13 protein-coding genes are annotated in these 15,207 nt (G+C 63.4%); 7 read left to right on the forward strand and 6 right to left on the reverse strand.

All coding sequences use genetic code 11. From position 1 onward, the window contains the following. The first annotated feature begins 44 nt into the window (after positions 1–44). Positions 45–614: a DUF3280 domain-containing protein gene (locus XI06_RS31740; RefSeq protein WP_271607179.1), complete on the forward strand. Its 570-nt coding sequence runs from the start codon at positions 45–47 to the stop codon at positions 612–614. Positions 615–786: 172 nt separating this feature from the next. On the opposite strand, the gene fghA is transcribed toward XI06_RS31740, so the two are convergent. Together fghA and XI06_RS31750 are read right to left on the reverse strand one after the other, a co-directional pair. Then, the gene (gene fghA, locus XI06_RS31745) at positions 787–1,632 is read right to left on the reverse strand and encodes an S-formylglutathione hydrolase (RefSeq protein ID WP_271607180.1); all 846 of its coding nucleotides are present in this window, start codon (positions 1,630–1,632) and stop codon (positions 787–789) included. 71 nt (positions 1,633–1,703) lie between these two features. Then, positions 1,704–2,324 (reverse strand): response regulator, encoded by a 621-nt coding sequence (locus XI06_RS31750; protein WP_237864744.1) that lies wholly within the window; start codon positions 2,322–2,324, stop codon positions 1,704–1,706. 194 nt (positions 2,325–2,518) lie between these two features. On the opposite strand from XI06_RS31750, the gene XI06_RS31755 reads away from it, so the two are divergent. The 4 genes from XI06_RS31755 to XI06_RS31770 all read left to right on the forward strand — a co-directional run bounded on the left by XI06_RS31755 (position 2,519) and on the right by XI06_RS31770 (position 7,636). Continuing rightward, positions 2,519–3,877: a histidine kinase gene (locus XI06_RS31755; protein ID WP_271607181.1), complete on the forward strand. Its 1,359-nt coding sequence runs from the start codon at positions 2,519–2,521 to the stop codon at positions 3,875–3,877. A gap of 178 nt (positions 3,878–4,055) precedes the next feature. Continuing rightward, positions 4,056–6,524, forward strand: coding sequence for a TonB-dependent receptor (locus XI06_RS31760; protein WP_271607182.1), 2,469 nt, complete (start codon positions 4,056–4,058; stop codon positions 6,522–6,524). A gap of 314 nt (positions 6,525–6,838) precedes the next feature. Then, entirely contained in the window at positions 6,839–7,123 is a 285-nt protein-coding gene (locus XI06_RS31765; RefSeq protein WP_237889944.1) for a hypothetical protein, read from the forward strand. A 189-nt stretch (positions 7,124–7,312) separates the two neighbouring features. Further along, entirely contained in the window at positions 7,313–7,636 is a 324-nt protein-coding gene (locus XI06_RS31770; protein ID WP_271607183.1) for a hypothetical protein, read from the forward strand. Positions 7,637–7,708: 72 nt separating this feature from the next. Here XI06_RS31770 and XI06_RS31775 read toward each other — a convergent pair whose 3' ends face one another. The 3 genes from XI06_RS31775 to XI06_RS31785 are packed head-to-tail and all read right to left on the reverse strand — an operon-like array spanning position 7,709 to position 11,221. After that, positions 7,709–8,722 (reverse strand): ABC transporter permease, encoded by a 1,014-nt coding sequence (locus XI06_RS31775; RefSeq protein ID WP_237864739.1) that lies wholly within the window; start codon positions 8,720–8,722, stop codon positions 7,709–7,711. 12 nt (positions 8,723–8,734) lie between these two features. Next, positions 8,735–10,237, reverse strand: a complete 1,503-nt coding sequence (locus tag XI06_RS31780; RefSeq protein WP_237864738.1) for a sugar ABC transporter ATP-binding protein — start codon at positions 10,235–10,237, stop codon at positions 8,735–8,737. 30 nt (positions 10,238–10,267) lie between these two features. Next, positions 10,268–11,221, reverse strand: coding sequence for a sugar-binding protein (locus XI06_RS31785; RefSeq protein ID WP_237864737.1), 954 nt, complete (start codon positions 11,219–11,221; stop codon positions 10,268–10,270). A gap of 390 nt (positions 11,222–11,611) precedes the next feature. Here XI06_RS31785 and XI06_RS31790 point away from each other — a divergent pair, with 390 nt between their 5' ends. Further along, the gene (locus XI06_RS31790; RefSeq protein WP_271607184.1) at positions 11,612–12,019 is read left to right on the forward strand and encodes a hypothetical protein; all 408 of its coding nucleotides are present in this window, start codon (positions 11,612–11,614) and stop codon (positions 12,017–12,019) included. A 137-nt stretch (positions 12,020–12,156) separates the two neighbouring features. Continuing rightward, the gene (locus XI06_RS31795) at positions 12,157–13,620 is read left to right on the forward strand and encodes a GH1 family beta-glucosidase (RefSeq protein WP_271607185.1); all 1,464 of its coding nucleotides are present in this window, start codon (positions 12,157–12,159) and stop codon (positions 13,618–13,620) included. A 12-nt stretch (positions 13,621–13,632) separates the two neighbouring features. Here XI06_RS31795 and pdxR read toward each other — a convergent pair whose 3' ends face one another. After that, a complete protein-coding gene (gene pdxR, locus XI06_RS31800; RefSeq protein ID WP_271607186.1) occupies positions 13,633–15,036 on the reverse strand; it encodes a MocR-like pyridoxine biosynthesis transcription factor PdxR in 1,404 nt (467 codons plus the stop codon). Between the last annotated feature and the right edge of the window lie 171 nt (positions 15,037–15,207).

Below are 15,207 nucleotides of genomic sequence, written 5' to 3' on the forward strand. Positions count from 1 at the left end.
CTCCCCGGCTTGACCGCCGGTGGAGAATTGTTTCTGCTGGAAGCATGACCGATTTGGCAAGGCTTGCAACCCCGCATTTCGTCCTCACGCGCGCAAGCGCTGGAATCACGATCGTGCGAGCGCTGCTGTGTTTCGCGGCATTGCTGTTGACGGGATCGGCCGCACTGGCCGACCCGCCGAAGCTTGCCGTGTTCGATTTCGAGCTGATCGACACCAGCCTGCCCGGCGAGTTCTATGGCTCGAAGCCGGAAGAGGCGCGCCTCGATCGTATCAGTGAGCAGCTCCGCAAGGAACTGGCCGATTCAGGCAAGTTCCAGGTGCTCGATATCGCGCCGGTCAGGGATGCGGCCCGTCACAGCAATCTGCAGGCCTGCGGCGGTTGCGACCTCAAGCTTGCCGGACAGTTGGGTGCGGACGTCGAGATCACAGGCATGGTGCAGAAGGTCTCGAACCTGATCATCAATCTCAACATCTATCTGCGCGACGTGAAGACCGGCAACATGATCACTGCGGCGAGCGCCGACATGCGCGGCAATACCGATGAATCCTGGACGCGCACGATGAGCTATCTGATCCGCAACCGCCTGCTGGCGCCGAACTACGGCAAGCCGTAGTAGGATATTCGCTCAGCGAGTCGGGGATCGTAGGGTGGGCAAAGGCGCACTTGCGTCGTGCCCACCTTCAATCAATGATTCGAGAGAAATCATGGGCACGCTTCGCTTTGCCCACCCTACGATACTGCGGTTGTGGAGGTATACCCCTCCTCACAAGGGGAGAAGAAAGATCTCACCCCTTCAATCTCTCCGCATGCCAGTGCAGATGATCGCTCATGAAGGTCGAGATGAAATAATAGCTGTGGTCATAGCCCGGCTGGCGCCGCAGCGTCAGCGGGATGTTGGCCTTGGTGCAAGCCGCCTCCAGCAGCTCGGGCCTGAGTTGTTCTTTCAGGAAATTATCGGCCTCGCCGACATCGACCAGGAAGCCGGAATATTTCGCGCCGTCCTCGATCAGCGCCACAGTGTCATGGCTGCGCCAGGTATCCTTGTTCGGTCCGAGATATCCGGTGAGCGCCTTGATACCCCACGGCACCTGGGATGGTGCCACGATCGGGGCGAATGCGCTGGCGGCGCGGTAGCGGTGCGGGTTGCGCAGCGCTACCGTCAGCGCGCCGTGGCCGCCCATGGAATGGCCCATGATCGATTGTCGCTTGGCATCGACGGGAAAATTTCCCGCCACGACCTTCGGCAACTCGTCGGTCACATAGCTCCACATCCGGTAATTCCGCGCGAACGGCTCTTGCGTGGCGTCGACATAGAAGCCGGCTCCCAGGCCGAAATCATAGGTGTTGTTGGCGTCGCCAGGCACGTCGGGCCCGCGCGGCGAGGTGTCGGGAGCGACGAAGATCAGCCCGAGCTCGGCGCAGGCTTTGCGGAATTCGCCTTTCTCGGTGACGTTGGCGTGGGTGCAGGTGAGGCCGGAGAGATACCAGACCACGGGCAGCTTGGCGCTTTCGGCATGCGGGGGAACATAGACCGAGAACACCATGTCGGTTCCGGTCGTCTGGCTCGCATGGCGGTACACGCCCTGCACGCCGCCATAGGATCTGTTGGTCGAGACAGTCTGGATCGTCATGCCTGATAGCTCCGTGGCATCTCACCACATTGAGAATGCAATGCTTGTGTGACCGAAATTTGTGGCGCTCTTTAAGCCACGCCGCTGTCGATCGCCAGCCGCACCAGCTCGACCGAGGTCTTCACCCCCAGCTTCTGGCGCATGATCGAGGAGGTGTTGGCGACGGTCTTGTAGGACGATTGCACCAGCCAGGCGATCTCGGAGAGGCTTTTTCCCGCGCTGAGCAGCCGCAAGATCTCCATCTCGCGTGCGTTCAGCTTCGAGAGCGGGCTCTGCGCCAGCGTGGGTCCTGCGAAGGCGATGCTGCGGGCAATCGCGCTCGGCAGATAGGTGCCGCCGCCGCCGACGCTGCGGATCGCCTCGACGAGATCATCAGGGTCGCCGGTCTTGGAGACATAGCCCTTGGCGCCGCATTCGATCGCGCGCGCGGCGAAAGCCGGGTCGTCGTTCATGCTGAACATGATGATGCGCGCTTCAGGCGCGCGCTCGAGGATGCGGCGCGCCAGCTCGAAGCCGGAGACCGTCGGCAGGTTGATGTCGATGACGCAGAGGTCGGGGCGCTCGACGATGAAGATGCTCTCCCCGTCTTCGGCGTCAGCAGCCTCCAGGATCTCGATCTCGCCCTCGTCGGCCAGCACGGCGCGGCAGCCGGAGGCGACAATGGGATGATCGTCGACGATCAGAATGCGCATAGGCGTTCCCCGTGACAGCGCCGGACTCTTTGGTTTCGCGATTTCGCGCCGCATGATGCCGAACGAGGAAAAATGTCCGGTCATGCAACCCGGCCGGGATTGCTGTACGCTTCCGATTAGATATCGGGCGCTTCGCCCCTGTCAACGCTATCGGACAGGCGCGGGCGACCCATGGCGGGGCACGGGCGAAAGCAATGTGGCAAAATCTTTCCTTGCGCGGGCGCATCAACCTTCTGCTGGCGCTGCTGCTGGCACTTGGGCTCGCGGTCAACATCGCCCGCCAGGTCGCGGAGGCGGGGCCGCGCGTGCAGGCCGAGGACCAGAGCGTGATCCGGCTGGCGCGTGAATTCATCGAGATGATCGTTGCCGATCTCAACGAGGCGCTGGATCCCGACGCCAGGCTGAACCAGATCGCGCACGATCTGAACCGTCTGCGTCATGTCAGCATCGCGCTCCGCGATGCCGGTGGTAACCCGCTGACCCCACCGCGGCCCGATGCGGATGACGATACGCCGGGGCCGCCGGCCTGGTTCGTCAGCCTGGTTCATCCCGAACAGACCGCCGTCAGTGTGCCGGTCTCCGTTCATGGCAAGCCGGGCTCGCTGGTGATCACCTCGCATCCCAATGACGAGATTGCCGAGATCTGGGACGCGATCGTTACCCAGCTCGAGGTCGGCTCGGTGATCGCGCTGGTGCTGTTCCTGGTGATGATGACGGTTGTCGGCCGGGCGCTTGCGCCGCTCCAGTCCCTGGCGCAGACCATGGGGGAGATCGAGGACGGCGACTACGATGCGCGCGTTGCGCCCGGTGGCGCGCCCGAGCTTGCGGCGATCTGCACCAGGCTCAATCATCTTGCGGCGACGCTGGGCGAGGCGGTCGAGGACAAGCGTCGCCTTGCCGAGCGCGCGGTGTCGCTCCAGGACGTCGAGCGCAAGGAGATCGCGCGCGAGCTGCATGACGAGTTCGGGCCCTATCTGTTCTCGCTGCGCGCGCATGCCAGTGCGCTGGCGAAGCTCGCCGATGGACGGGCGCCGAGTGCGGACGCCGTGAGAAAACACGGCGGCGCGCTGCTGGAGCAGATCAACGCGCTGCAGCAGTTCACGCGCCGCGTGCTGGAGAGGTTGCGGCCGGTCGGGCTTGCCGAGCTAGGTCTCGGCAAGGCGTTGGAATCGCTATCGCGGTTGTGGCGGGAATCTCATCCCGACGTCACCATCGAGACCACGATCTCTCCCGCACTCGGCGTCACGGGTGAGACTGCCGACCTCACCATCTATCGCGTCGTACAGGAGGCTCTCACCAACGCGTTCCGCCACGCCGGCGCGACCGCAATCAATGTCGTGATCGAGCCCGCGGAGCAGCCGGGCCGCGATGGCCGCTTCTGTGCGCGTGTGCGGGTCAGCGACAACGGGCGCGGCATGGAGCCTGGCCAGAAGCTCGGCTTCGGCCTCGTCGGCATGCGCGAGCGCATCCTCGCGCTCGGTGGCACCCTCAACGTCGCCACGGGCGAACGCGGCGTGACCGTAGAGGCGCTGGTTCCAACCGCGGCCGCCTGATCGCGCCCGCTTCAAGCAGGAAATTTCCCGATCGGGAAAAATTCCCGATTTGGTCGGGAAAACGGGTGCGGATACTGCCCGACCTTTTGTGGCTAGTGCGTGAGCTGCCGCCGAATACACTCGTCTCGACCAAACGGCGAACATGAAAACAGCCGGTGGTGCCTGATGGGGCGAGGGAATGGGCAAGCTGGGACACGCGCGAAATCTGCTGATGGCCTCGGCCTCGACCGGGCTGCTGTCCAGCCTGGTTTTCGCGGCCGACGCGCGCGCCGCGCAGGATGAGGAGACCAACGTCCAGAATTTGCCCGCGGTCGAGGTGGTGGCGCCGCAGCCGACCGCGCGTCGCGCGCCGTCGCGCCCCGTCGCGCGGACGGCTTCGAATTCGGGCAAGCCGAGGAGTAGTGGCAGGATCTACGTCTATCCGACGGCGCCTGGCACCGGCAGAGGTCTCGAGGTCGACAAGGTTCCGTCGGCGATCAACGCCGTCGACGCCAACCAGATCAAGCGCACCGGCTCGCTCAACGTCACGGATGCTCTGCGCGACAACATCGCCGGCGTCAGCATCAGCGAGGTCACCGGCAACCCGTTCCAGCCCAACGTCGAGTTTCGCGGCTTTATCGCCTCGCCCGTGACGGGCACGCCGCAGGGACTGGCCGTGTACCAGAACGGCGTGCGCATCAACGAAGCGTTCTCGGACGCCGTCAACTGGGACCTGATCCCGACCGCAGCGATCAGGTCGGCGACGCTGGTGACAAATAATCCGGCCTTCGGCCTCAACGCGCTCGGTGGCGCGATCAATCTGCAGATGAAGGATGGCTTCACCTATCAAGGCACGGAGCTTGATGTCATGGGCGGCTCGTTCGGCCGCATCCAGGGCTCGGCACAATGGGGCAAGCAGGTCGATCAGAACTACGGCGTCTACGCCGCGCTCGAAGGCCTGCACGACAACGGTTTCCGCAACTTCTCCCAATCGGATGTGCGGCGCTTCTACAGTGACGTCGGCTACAAGGCGGGCGACAGCGAATTCCACCTCAATGTCGGAGCTGCCAAGAACGATTTCGGCGCCAGCGCCACCGTGCCGGCTGAGCTCCTGAACAATTATTGGGGCGCGACCTACACGACACCGCAGACCAGTTCCAACCGCGTCGGCTATCTCAACCTGACTGCCAAGGCCGACGCGACGCCGACCTGGACGCTCGAAGGCACCGCTCACGTGCGCCGGTACGAGCACAAGGTCGTCGACGGCAATCCGACCGAGGTCGGCGAGTGTGCGGCGGACGCGACACTGCTGTGCTTCGGCGACGGTGCGACTCCTGCGAACGGCACGAACGGCGTCCAGCTCGGCAATCCCTTTGCGCCGGGCACGATCCTCGGCGAGATCGATCGGAGCTCGATACGGTCGACCAGCTTTGGCGTCTCGGGGCAGGCCACCAACACCGATCAGTTGTTCGGGCACGAGAACCGCTTCGTGGTCGGTACGAGCTACGATGCCAGCACCACGCGCTACGATGCCATGGCGGAGATCGGCTCGATCGGAGAGAACTACGTCGTGACTGGCAGCGGCGTCTTCCTGGGGCCATCAGGCACGGTCGCGACCGGGCTTGCCGGTCCCGTCTCGCTGCGGACGGTCAATCAATATAACGGCCTCTATGCGACCGATACGTTCAACGTGACGGACGCCTTCTCGATCACGGGCGGAGGCCGCTTCAATGTGGCGCGCATCTCGCTGGAGGATCAGCTCGGCACCGCGCTCAACGGCGACTATACCTACACACGGTTCAATCCGGTGATCGGCGGCACCTACAAGATCACGTCGGAGCTGACCGCCTATGCCGGCTATTCCGAGGCCAACCGTGTGCCAACGCCGCTCGAGCTCGGCTGCGCCGATCCGAACAATCCCTGTCTCATCGCGGCGTTTCTGGTCTCCGATCCGCCGTTGAAGCAGGTTGTGTCCAAGACCGTGGAAGCGGGGCTGCGCGGCACCAGGGAGCTGAACATCGGTACGCTCGGCTGGAAGCTCGGTGGCTTCCGCGCCACCAACTATGACGACATCCTGGCCGTCCCTGTCCCTGATAGAACCGGCTTTGGCTATTTCACCAATGTCGGCAGGACGCGGCGTCAGGGGTTGGAGGCCGAGGTCAACATCAAATCACAGGCGCTTCAGTTCCAGGCGAGCTACACCTTCATCGATGCCCGCTTCCTCGATCCACTGACCCTCGGCTCGAACAGCCCGTTCGCCGATGCTGATGGCCACATCCAGGTCTTGCCCGGCGACCAGATCCCCGCGATCCCGCGCCACCGCGTCAAGGTCGGCGTCGACTACGCTGTTACTGACGAGTGGAAAGTCGGCGGCAATGCGCTGTTCGTCTCCAGCCAATACCTGGTCGGCGACGAGTCCAACCAATCTTCGAAGCTGCCGTCCTACACGGTCTTCAACCTGCATACGTCCTACCAGGTCACCAAGAACGTCCAGCTCTACGGCAAGGTCGACAACGTCCTCGACAATCGCTACGCGACCTACGGACAGTTCTTCGACACCGGCGCGCTGCCGAACTTCACCAACGGCGGCAACCCCTTCACCGATCCGCGCTCGCTGAGCCCGGCAAGGCCAAGGGCTTTCTATGCGGGGGCGCGGGTGACGTTCTGAGGCAGAGTCTTCCGCCGCATCCATGGCCGTGGCCAACCAGGCGACCCGGACGGCTGCCCGGCGGCAGGTAGTCTCTCAGTAAGCGCACAATTCGCAATGTCTAAGATGGACGACGCCCCGCATCCCGACTGCGAACTGTACGTTGAAGATGAGGCATCAAAGACGCTCTTAGGTGAGATACTGTTTATTCGTTCACGAGATTTATCAACGCGCGTGCAGATATTTCAATTGGCGCAGCTTCCGTTGGGTATCAACTAGGTCATATGGTTGAGAACAAACGGTTCCCGCGAGCTACCGGCGCAACGGAGGGCAACATGAAGGGATTGCTAAGAGCAATTCTCTTCGGAGGCGGCTGGTCATTCGGCCTACTTGCAATCGGTTTGCTGGTCGGACTTCCGCAAGCCGCCTTCAAAGATCGCGAGTCAGTAGTTATTGGTGCCTGCTCGGCGATAGCATCGGCGCTGGTCTTTTGGACCGCAACGCGGCTGCCCGCGACCCCATCATGGCCCATTGCCATAGTCGGCTGGATCGTTGGTTTCTTTCTGCTTCCCGGCGCGGTCCGCGTTCTGGTTGAAATCGCCGACCGAATGTTCCGATGAATTTCAAACTGAGACACTACCCGGCGGCAGCCGCGGTCTCCGGCCCCGACATCCCGGTCCAAACCTTGATCGGCCGCAAGGCACGATGTTGCCAGCTGCCCGTAAGCTCTCCGGCGCTATAGTGCGACGTTACGCGAGCACGATAAGGCAGAGGCAATGTGGATCAGAACATTCCAGCTGGGATTGAGCTTGACGGTTTTCGCAGCGCTTCCAGCCGACGCGCGATCGGGAGGCGTCGGTCATGACGATCCCTTGAATTCAGAGCACATCGGCGTCCTTCCGAGCGATATCCGGCAATATATTGCCGGGATATGCAAGGGCCCTGCGCGCGCCCAACACGATTTCGCGACCTATCTGCCGTCGGAGAAGCGATGGCGCATCAACCTCGAATATCTGCATTGCGAGGGATTGGGCGCGTTTCGTCGCGGCAACCAATGTCTGGACGTTGATTTCGTCGGCGACGGCTCGCACTTCCGCCTGGCGCGGAAAGGCTATGCGGAGTGTGGCTTCTGACGCCTTGCCGGCGCCGGTTCAGGTGAGCAAAACCGACGCCGCTGCGTAAGCGGCGCGCCGCTCACCTCACCTTCACCCTTCGAGGGGGGCGGCGGCGAGGCTTGCCTGCGTCCGGCCCTTGGCCGTGCTCACGCGTTGCCGGCGCTGGACGAGATACTGGTCGGCGAGCACGCCGATCAGGATCACTGCGCCCATCACAGCGAAATTCAGCGAGCTCGGGATTCCCAGCAGATTGACCAGGTTCTGCAGCACCTGCAGCAGCACGGTGCCGAGCACGACGCCGACGATCGAGCCTTCGCCGCCGCGCAACGAGCAGCCGCCGAGCACGGCCGCGGCGATGGCATAGAGCTCGTAGAACGAGCCGTGCACGGCGGGCGAGATCGAGCGGGTATACATCGCGAACAGGATCGCCGCGAACGCGGTCAGCCCGCCGCAGATGACATAGGCCGAAACCATCACGCGTTCGGAGCGGATGCCGGAATAGCGCGCGGCCTCCTCGTTCTTGCCGACGGCGTAGAGATAACGGCCGAACACCGAGCGGTGCAGCAGCACCCATGCAATGGCGGCGACGACGATCAGCGCCACAAGGCTGTGCGGGACCGGAAAGCCCAGCAAATTGGTTCGGCCCGCGGTCAGCCATTCCAGCGTCGGGAAGCTGGCGCCGAAGCCGAAGCCGGCCGTCGCGTCCTCGGTGTAATAGCGCGCCGCGCCGCGATAGATCAGAAGTCCGCACAGCGTCACCACGAACGGCTGGATATGCATCCGCGTCACCAGTGCGCCGTGCACGAGGCCGATCACGAGGCCGCTCGCGATGATCGCGGCAAAGGCGACCATCCAGTTGACGTCGTGATTGACGATGAGGTCGATGAAGAGAACGCCGAGCAGGGCGATCACCGATCCGACCGAGAGCTCGATCCCGCCGATGATGATCACGAAAGCTTCCGCGATCGAGAAGATGCCGAACATCCCGACCTGGTTCAGCGTGTTGGAGAGATTGCCGACGTAGAGGAAACGCGGATTGATGAAGGCCACGACCGCGCCGACGACGAGGATCAGGACCAGCAGGCTCAGATCTTTCTTGTTCAAGGCACCCTCATCTCAAACCGCGTGGCCGACGGCCAATTGAAGCACGTTGTGCTCGCTGAACTGGCTGCGATCAAGGAAACCCGAGATCGCCCCCTCGTGCATGACGGCGATCCGGTCGCTGACCCCGATCACCTCCTCCATGTCGCTCGAAATCATCAGGATCGCGACGCCGGCGTCGGTCAGCCGGCGCAGCATCTCATAGATTTCCTGCTTGGCGCCGACGTCGACGCCGCGCGTCGGCTCGTCGAAGATCAGCACCTTGGGCCGCATCGACAGCCATTTGGCCAGCACGACCTTCTGCTGATTGCCGCCGGACAGCGAGCCGACCGTGGTTGCAACGTCCGGCGCACGGATCTTGAGCTGCTCGCGCTGGACCCGGGCATTCTTCGTCTCCTGCGCCGTGTTGACCAGGAAGTAGCGCAGATAGGACGCCAGGTCCGGCAGCGAAATGTTCTCGGCGATCGACACGTCGAGCAGGAGCCCGCAGCCCTTGCGGTCCTCCGGGATAAGGTAGATGCCATGGTCGATCGCCGCGCGCGGGTTTGTCACGCGGATCGCTTCGCCGTTCAGCTTGATCGCGCCGCCCCGGAGCGCATCGACGCCAAAAACGACGCGCGCCAGCTCGGTCCGGCCGGAGCCGACGAGGCCGGCCAGCCCCAAAATCTCGCCGCGGCGAACCGACAGGCTCACTGCGCGCTCCGGATAGGTATCGGTGACCGCCTCGACGATGTCGAGCACGGGCTCGCCAGGTGGGGCGGCCGGCGGCACGTAGAGCGATTTGAGGTCGCGCCCGATCATCAACCGGATCATCGCCGCCGGCGACAGCTCGGCGCGGGTCAGCGCGCCGACCATGCGGCCGTCGCGCAAGACCACCGCGCGGTCGGCGCATTGCATCACCTCGTTGAGGCGATGGGTGATGAAGATGATGCTGACGCCGTGGGCCTTCAGGGCTGCGATGACCCGCATCAGCCGGTCGGTCTCGGAAAGGGTCAGGCTCGATGTCGGCTCGTCCATGATCACAAGGCGCGCATCGAGCGACAGCGCCTTCATGATCTCGACGAGCTGACGCTGGGCCAGCGACAGCTCGGCGAGCGGCGCGTCCGGCGCGAAATCGGCCCCCAAGCGGTCCAGCAGCGGCTGCGTCTTGGCGTAGAGCGCCTTGCGGTCGATCAGCCGCAGCGGCCCGCCATGCACGGGCTCGCGGCCGATGAACACATTGCCGGCAACGTCGAGATTGTCGAAGAGGTTGAGCTCCTGATGGACGAAGGCGATGCCTGCGGTGATCGCCTCAGCCACCGTCAGCGCGTTCCGCTCGACACCGTCGACGCGGATGCGGCCGCCGCTCGGCTCAACCACGCCGCCGAGCACCTTCATCAAGGTCGACTTGCCGGCGCCGTTCTCGCCGATCAGCGCGATCACCTCGCCCGGCGACACGGCAAGGCCGACGTGGTCGAGTGCGACCACGCCGGGGTAGCTCTTGCTGATGTCGACGAGTTCGAGGAACGGCTCAGTCATTGAAGGCTGCGGGCAATGCCCGCACGTCTCCTACTTTTTGAGCATTGCCTTCATCGAGCCCATGAAGTCGTCGACGTTGCTCTTGTCGATGACCTTGCCGGGTACGATGATGATGCCGTTGGCGGGCACGCCGGACTTGTCGCCCTCAATGTACTTCGCCATCAGCTTCATGCCCTGATAACCCCACTCGAACGGCTGCTGCACGACGGTGCCGGCGATCGCACCTTCCTTGACGCCGCCCAGCGTGATCGGATCCTCGTCGAAGCCGATGATCTGGATCTTGCCGAGCTTGCCGGCTTCCTTGAGCACTTCATAGATGCGAGGCGTGTTGTAGGAGTAGAAGCCGACCAGGCAGCTCACGTCGGGCATGGCAGCGAGAATGTCCTCGACGTTGCGCTTGGCGCGGGTCTGATCGATCTCGTCGCCGCGAACGTCGACCAGCTCGACCTTCGAGCCCTTGATGGTCTCCTTGACGCCCTCGATGCGTTCGCGGGCGTTGTCGGCGCCGGGCAGGCCGACGAAGCCGACGCACTTGCCGCCGTTCGGCAGCGCCTTGAGCATCAGCTTGCCGGCGTCCTTGCCGAGGTCGACGTTGGACGAGCCGATATAGGCGATGCGCTTCGAGTTCGGCGCGTCGCTGTCGGTGGTGAACAGCAGCGTCTGCGAGGCGATCTTGTTGAGGTGCTCGACCTGGTTCTTCGGATCGACCGCGCTGACCATGATGCCGGCGGCACCGGCGGCGACGAGGTCGTCCATCATGCGCTGCTGGACGGCAGCGGCGGCCTGTTCTGGATATTTGAGCTGAAGATTGTAGTTGGGCAGTTCGCCCTGGGCCTTCTTCACGCCGGCTTCCGCGATCTTCCAGAAGTCGGACGCGCCGTTGACGACGAAGGCCAGAACCTTCTTGTCGGCCGCATTGGCCGAGCCGAGGCCCAGAACCAGTGCGAACGCGACAGATACGCCTGCGATCAAGTGACGCTGCATGTCATCCTCCCCTTGTGCGGTCAGCCCTTGATGGAGGCCAACTCTGCTTCAGCCCGAATTGGGCACATGCCTCACCCTCCTCACGGGACGCAAAGGTCGGCCGCCAATCCGCATCTTTGCGGCAGGGGCGGGATCACCCGTCGGCCCATGAGGTGAAATGAGGCGCGTACCTCAACCGTAGCAAAAGCACGTCGAGCGTGCAACAGGAGGCGTCGTTCGCGCGAAATCGCGCCAAAACTCGCTCGCCCGGCGTTCATCATCCTGAACATGATTGAGGAAGTTGATGCCCTGAGGCGGACCACCGGATTGGTACGGGCCGGATCATTAACCGCGCTTTAGCCCTGATCATGTGGATGATTAGCCTAGCAAGATCAGGGGGAGACCGCTCCCATGCTGAAGGATGGCACCTACGCGGCGTGGTACAAGACGCCATTCGACCAGGGCACCGGCATCGTCCATGTCGCCGACGGCCAGATCTGGGGCCGCGACAGCCTGATGACGTATCACGGTTCCTGCCGGGTCAATGGCGATCGTTTCACCGCGACCGTATCGACGAAGCGTCACACCGAAGGGCGTGACACGGTGTTCGGCGTCTATGATGAACTCACGCTGGACATCGAAGGCACGTGCCCCGGCAAGATCGCGACCTACACGGCGACCGCGGGGCAGGCGCAGGGCGTCGTCCTCGAGGGAACGCTCATTCTGACGGAACAGCCCGCGGCGGCGCCTGAACGGACCGGGGAGATCCCAGCCTTCAATCCCGCGAAACTGCCAAAGCTGCCCAAACGCTCGCGCTGAGCGCAGCATGGCTTGCCGCGACATCTCGCGCCCTGGGTCAGCGCGATGCCGTATCCTCAAATTCCGGTGCCGGCGCTTCTCAAACGGACCGCACCCCGTCATTGTGCCGCCGTACCATCAATCTCGAGGCAGCATCAATGTCGGACAAGGTCTCGCGTCGCCAGTTCGCGAAAGTCGCGGGACTATCCGCAGCCGGAATCGCAAGTCCCCTTGAGATCGCCGACGCCAAGCCGGCTGCGGTACCGCGCAGCGCCGGCGGATTCCCGGCAGGCTTTCTCTGGGGCACGGCGACCTCCTCCTATCAAGTCGAGGGCGCGGTCGAGGAGGACGGGCGAGGGGCCTCGATCTGGGACAAGTTCGTGCGCATCCCCGGAAAGATCGAGGACGGCACCAATGGCGACCGCGCCGCTGAGCATTATCACCGCTACAAGGATGACGTCGCACTCATCAAGGAGCTCGGCTGCAAGGCCTATCGGTTCTCGGTGGCCTGGCCGCGGGTGTTTCCTGACGGCGATGGCAAGCCGAACCCGAAGGGGCTCGACTTCTACAATCGCCTGATCGACGAGCTCCTGAAGAACGGCATCGACCCGTGGCTGACGCTTTATCACTGGGACCTGCCGCAATCATTGCAGGACCGCTTCGGCGGCTGGCGGTCGACCGAGACCTGCAAGATCTTTGGCGACTACGCGGCCTATGTCGCCGAGCACCTCACCGATCGCGTCAAGAACGTGTTTACGCTGAACGAGAGTGGCCGCTTCGTTTATTTTGGCTATGGCATCGGCATCGACGCGCCCGGCCTGACGCTGCCGCAGGTCGACGTGAACCAGGTCAGGCATAACAGCGCGCTCGCGCATGGGCTCGCGGTGCAGGCGGTGCGCGCCCATGGCCGCCGCGGCACGCGCGTCGGACCTGCCGAGAACATCGATGCCTGCATTCCCGCGATCGACACGCCCGAGAACGTCCGCGCCGCCGAGATCGCGCTGCGCGAGCTGAACGCCGGCTATCTCAACGTCATCATGACCGGCCGCTATACCGACGCGTTTCTGAAATATGCAGGCCGCGACGCGCCGAAATACACAGACGCGGAATTGAAGATCATCTCCTCGCCGGTCGACTTCCTCGGCCTCAACATCTACGCGCCGCAGCACTACATTGTCGCGTCCGACCAGGGCGCGGGCTTCATGCCGCTGCCGATCCCGAAATCCTTTCCGCACATGAACTCGGACTGGCTGCGCGTCGGACCCGAGACGATCTATTGGGTGCCGAAGCTCGCCGCAAAGATCTGGAAGACCGATGCGATCTATATCAGCGAGAACGGCACATCCGGTGAGGATCAGGTGATGCAAGACGGCAAGATCTACGACACCGACCGCATCATGTATCTGCGCAACTATCTTGCCCAGCTCCAGCGCGCCACCGCGGAAGGCGTGCCGGTGCGCGGTTATTTCCTCTGGAGCCTGCTCGACAATTTCGAATGGGTGTTCGGCCTCAACAAGCGTTTCGGACTCTACCACGTCAATTTCGACACCCAGGTGCGGACACCAAAACTCAGCGCGAGCTTCTACCGCAACGTCATCGCGAAGAACGCGGCGGGGGCTTAGCTCGTCCGACTGCTATCGCGCCAATTCCAACAGCCGACGACAGTCCGCCGGCAGCCGCCGTTCGTTGAGGTTGGTCACACAGAGCAATAGTCCCTGCTGCCGGGGCGGTTGCATGTACCACGCCGATATCGGACGCGGCGCGAGCCCGCACTCCAGCGCACGTGAAGCGATGTCCACGTCTGACGCGGACTTGGGAAGCAAGATCACGACTGCAAGACCGGCGGTCGCCTGCACCTTTATCGAGTCTGGCGCCATTTCTCCCAGGCAACGAAGCAGAGCCTCTCTTCGAGCGGCGTAAAGCCGCTTCATGCGGCGCAGATGGCGAAGATAATGACCGTCCCGCAGGAATTCCGCCACGGCACGCTGCATGCCTGCGGCCGGCGCCGGCGCCAGGGAAGCAGCAAGCTCAGCGAACCGGCGACTCAGTTCCGGCGGCACGACCATGAAACCCAGGCGCAGCGCCGGGCTGATCGTTTTGCTGAAACTGCCTATGTGCAGCACCCGACCTCCATGATCGAGAGATGCAAGAGCCGGAGCCGCCCGTCCCTTCAGCTGTAGTTCGCTCAGGTAATCGTCCTCGATGATCCAGGCGTCGTTGCGCCGAGCCCACTCGATCAGTGCAAACCGCCGCGGCTGAGACATCGTCATGCCGAGCGGCGCCTGCTGGCCTGGCGTCACAACTGCCAATTTCGCTCCAGCGGCGGTCTGGACACCGGCTGCAACGTCCAGTCCTTCCGCATCGACCGGGATAGCTGTCACGGCCATGCCAGCTAGGCCGAGTGCGGTGCGAGTGAGCGGAAAACCTGGATCCTCGATCCAGGCTCCCATCCTTCCAAGCTGGAGTCCTCGGATCGCCAGACCGAGTGCACCGGAGAATCCACCCGTTATCAGCACCTGAGAGGGATTGCACTGAAGGCCGCGGGCCAGCCCCAAGTAAGCCGCGACCTCCTTTCGCAGCTCCGGATCGCCACGCGGATCCGGATACGTCACCGGCGCCGCTGCAACCCGCCGGGTCTCACGAGTCAGGATGCGTGACCACAGCTTGAACGGGAAAGCGTCTTGAGCGGGCACGCCCATTTGAAATGCCAGCGGCGCGTTTCCGAATTCGTAGAAGAGGTCCGGCAGAAGCGGGGATTCCGGCGACCAATCAGGTGCTGAGGATCGGGACTGCCGCTCGGCCACACGCGTTCCTGCCGGCCCGAGACCAATCACGAATTGCTCCGCGACGAGACGCTCGTAAGCCACACGCACGGTGCCGCGAGAGACGCCGAGTTGAGCGGCCAGATCCTGCCAAGAGGGCAACCGCGCCCCCGGGGCGAGCCGTCCGTTTTCAATGCCGTCTCGGATCGCCGAATAAATCTGGGTAGCCAGCGGAGTCCTTCTGGCACGATCGAGTTGGATCGGGAGGACAGCCATCGCGCGATGGTACAGCCAAAATCGGCAATCTTGGGACTGTTTCTCTGATCAGGCGCAATGCATCTATCCGCCATCGCTCGCGACCGGAGCGATCCCGATCCATCAGGCTTGGTGGGAACCGCGGTCAAGCAGACAGCGCAGATTGTAGACACCGATAGGAGTTCCACAATG

The sequence above is a fragment of the Bradyrhizobium sp. CCBAU 11434 genome, assembly GCF_028128895.1.
In the GTDB taxonomy this organism is placed as follows: Bacteria; Pseudomonadota; Alphaproteobacteria; order Rhizobiales; family Xanthobacteraceae; genus Bradyrhizobium; species Bradyrhizobium zhengyangense.

Bases quoted from the DNA above. Each gene is read 5' to 3' on its own strand.
- XI06_RS31740 (WP_271607179.1), top strand. From the start codon at position 45: ATGACCGATTTGGCAAGGCTTGCAACCCCGCATTTCGTCCTCACGCGC.
- fghA (WP_271607180.1), bottom strand. From the start codon at position 1,632: ATGACGATCCAGACTGTCTCGACCAACAGATCCTATGGCGGCGTGCAG.
- XI06_RS31750 (WP_237864744.1), bottom strand. From the start codon at position 2,324: ATGCGCATTCTGATCGTCGACGATCATCCCATTGTCGCCTCCGGCTGC.
- XI06_RS31755 (WP_271607181.1), top strand. From the start codon at position 2,519: ATGTGGCAAAATCTTTCCTTGCGCGGGCGCATCAACCTTCTGCTGGCG.
- XI06_RS31760 (WP_271607182.1), top strand. From the start codon at position 4,056: ATGGGCAAGCTGGGACACGCGCGAAATCTGCTGATGGCCTCGGCCTCG.
- XI06_RS31765 (WP_237889944.1), top strand. From the start codon at position 6,839: ATGAAGGGATTGCTAAGAGCAATTCTCTTCGGAGGCGGCTGGTCATTC.
- XI06_RS31780 (WP_237864738.1), bottom strand. From the start codon at position 10,237: ATGACTGAGCCGTTCCTCGAACTCGTCGACATCAGCAAGAGCTACCCC.
- XI06_RS31785 (WP_237864737.1), bottom strand. From the start codon at position 11,221: ATGCAGCGTCACTTGATCGCAGGCGTATCTGTCGCGTTCGCACTGGTT.
- XI06_RS31790 (WP_271607184.1), top strand. From the start codon at position 11,612: ATGCTGAAGGATGGCACCTACGCGGCGTGGTACAAGACGCCATTCGAC.
- XI06_RS31795 (WP_271607185.1), top strand. From the start codon at position 12,157: ATGTCGGACAAGGTCTCGCGTCGCCAGTTCGCGAAAGTCGCGGGACTA.
- pdxR (WP_271607186.1), bottom strand. From the start codon at position 15,036: ATGGCTGTCCTCCCGATCCAACTCGATCGTGCCAGAAGGACTCCGCTG.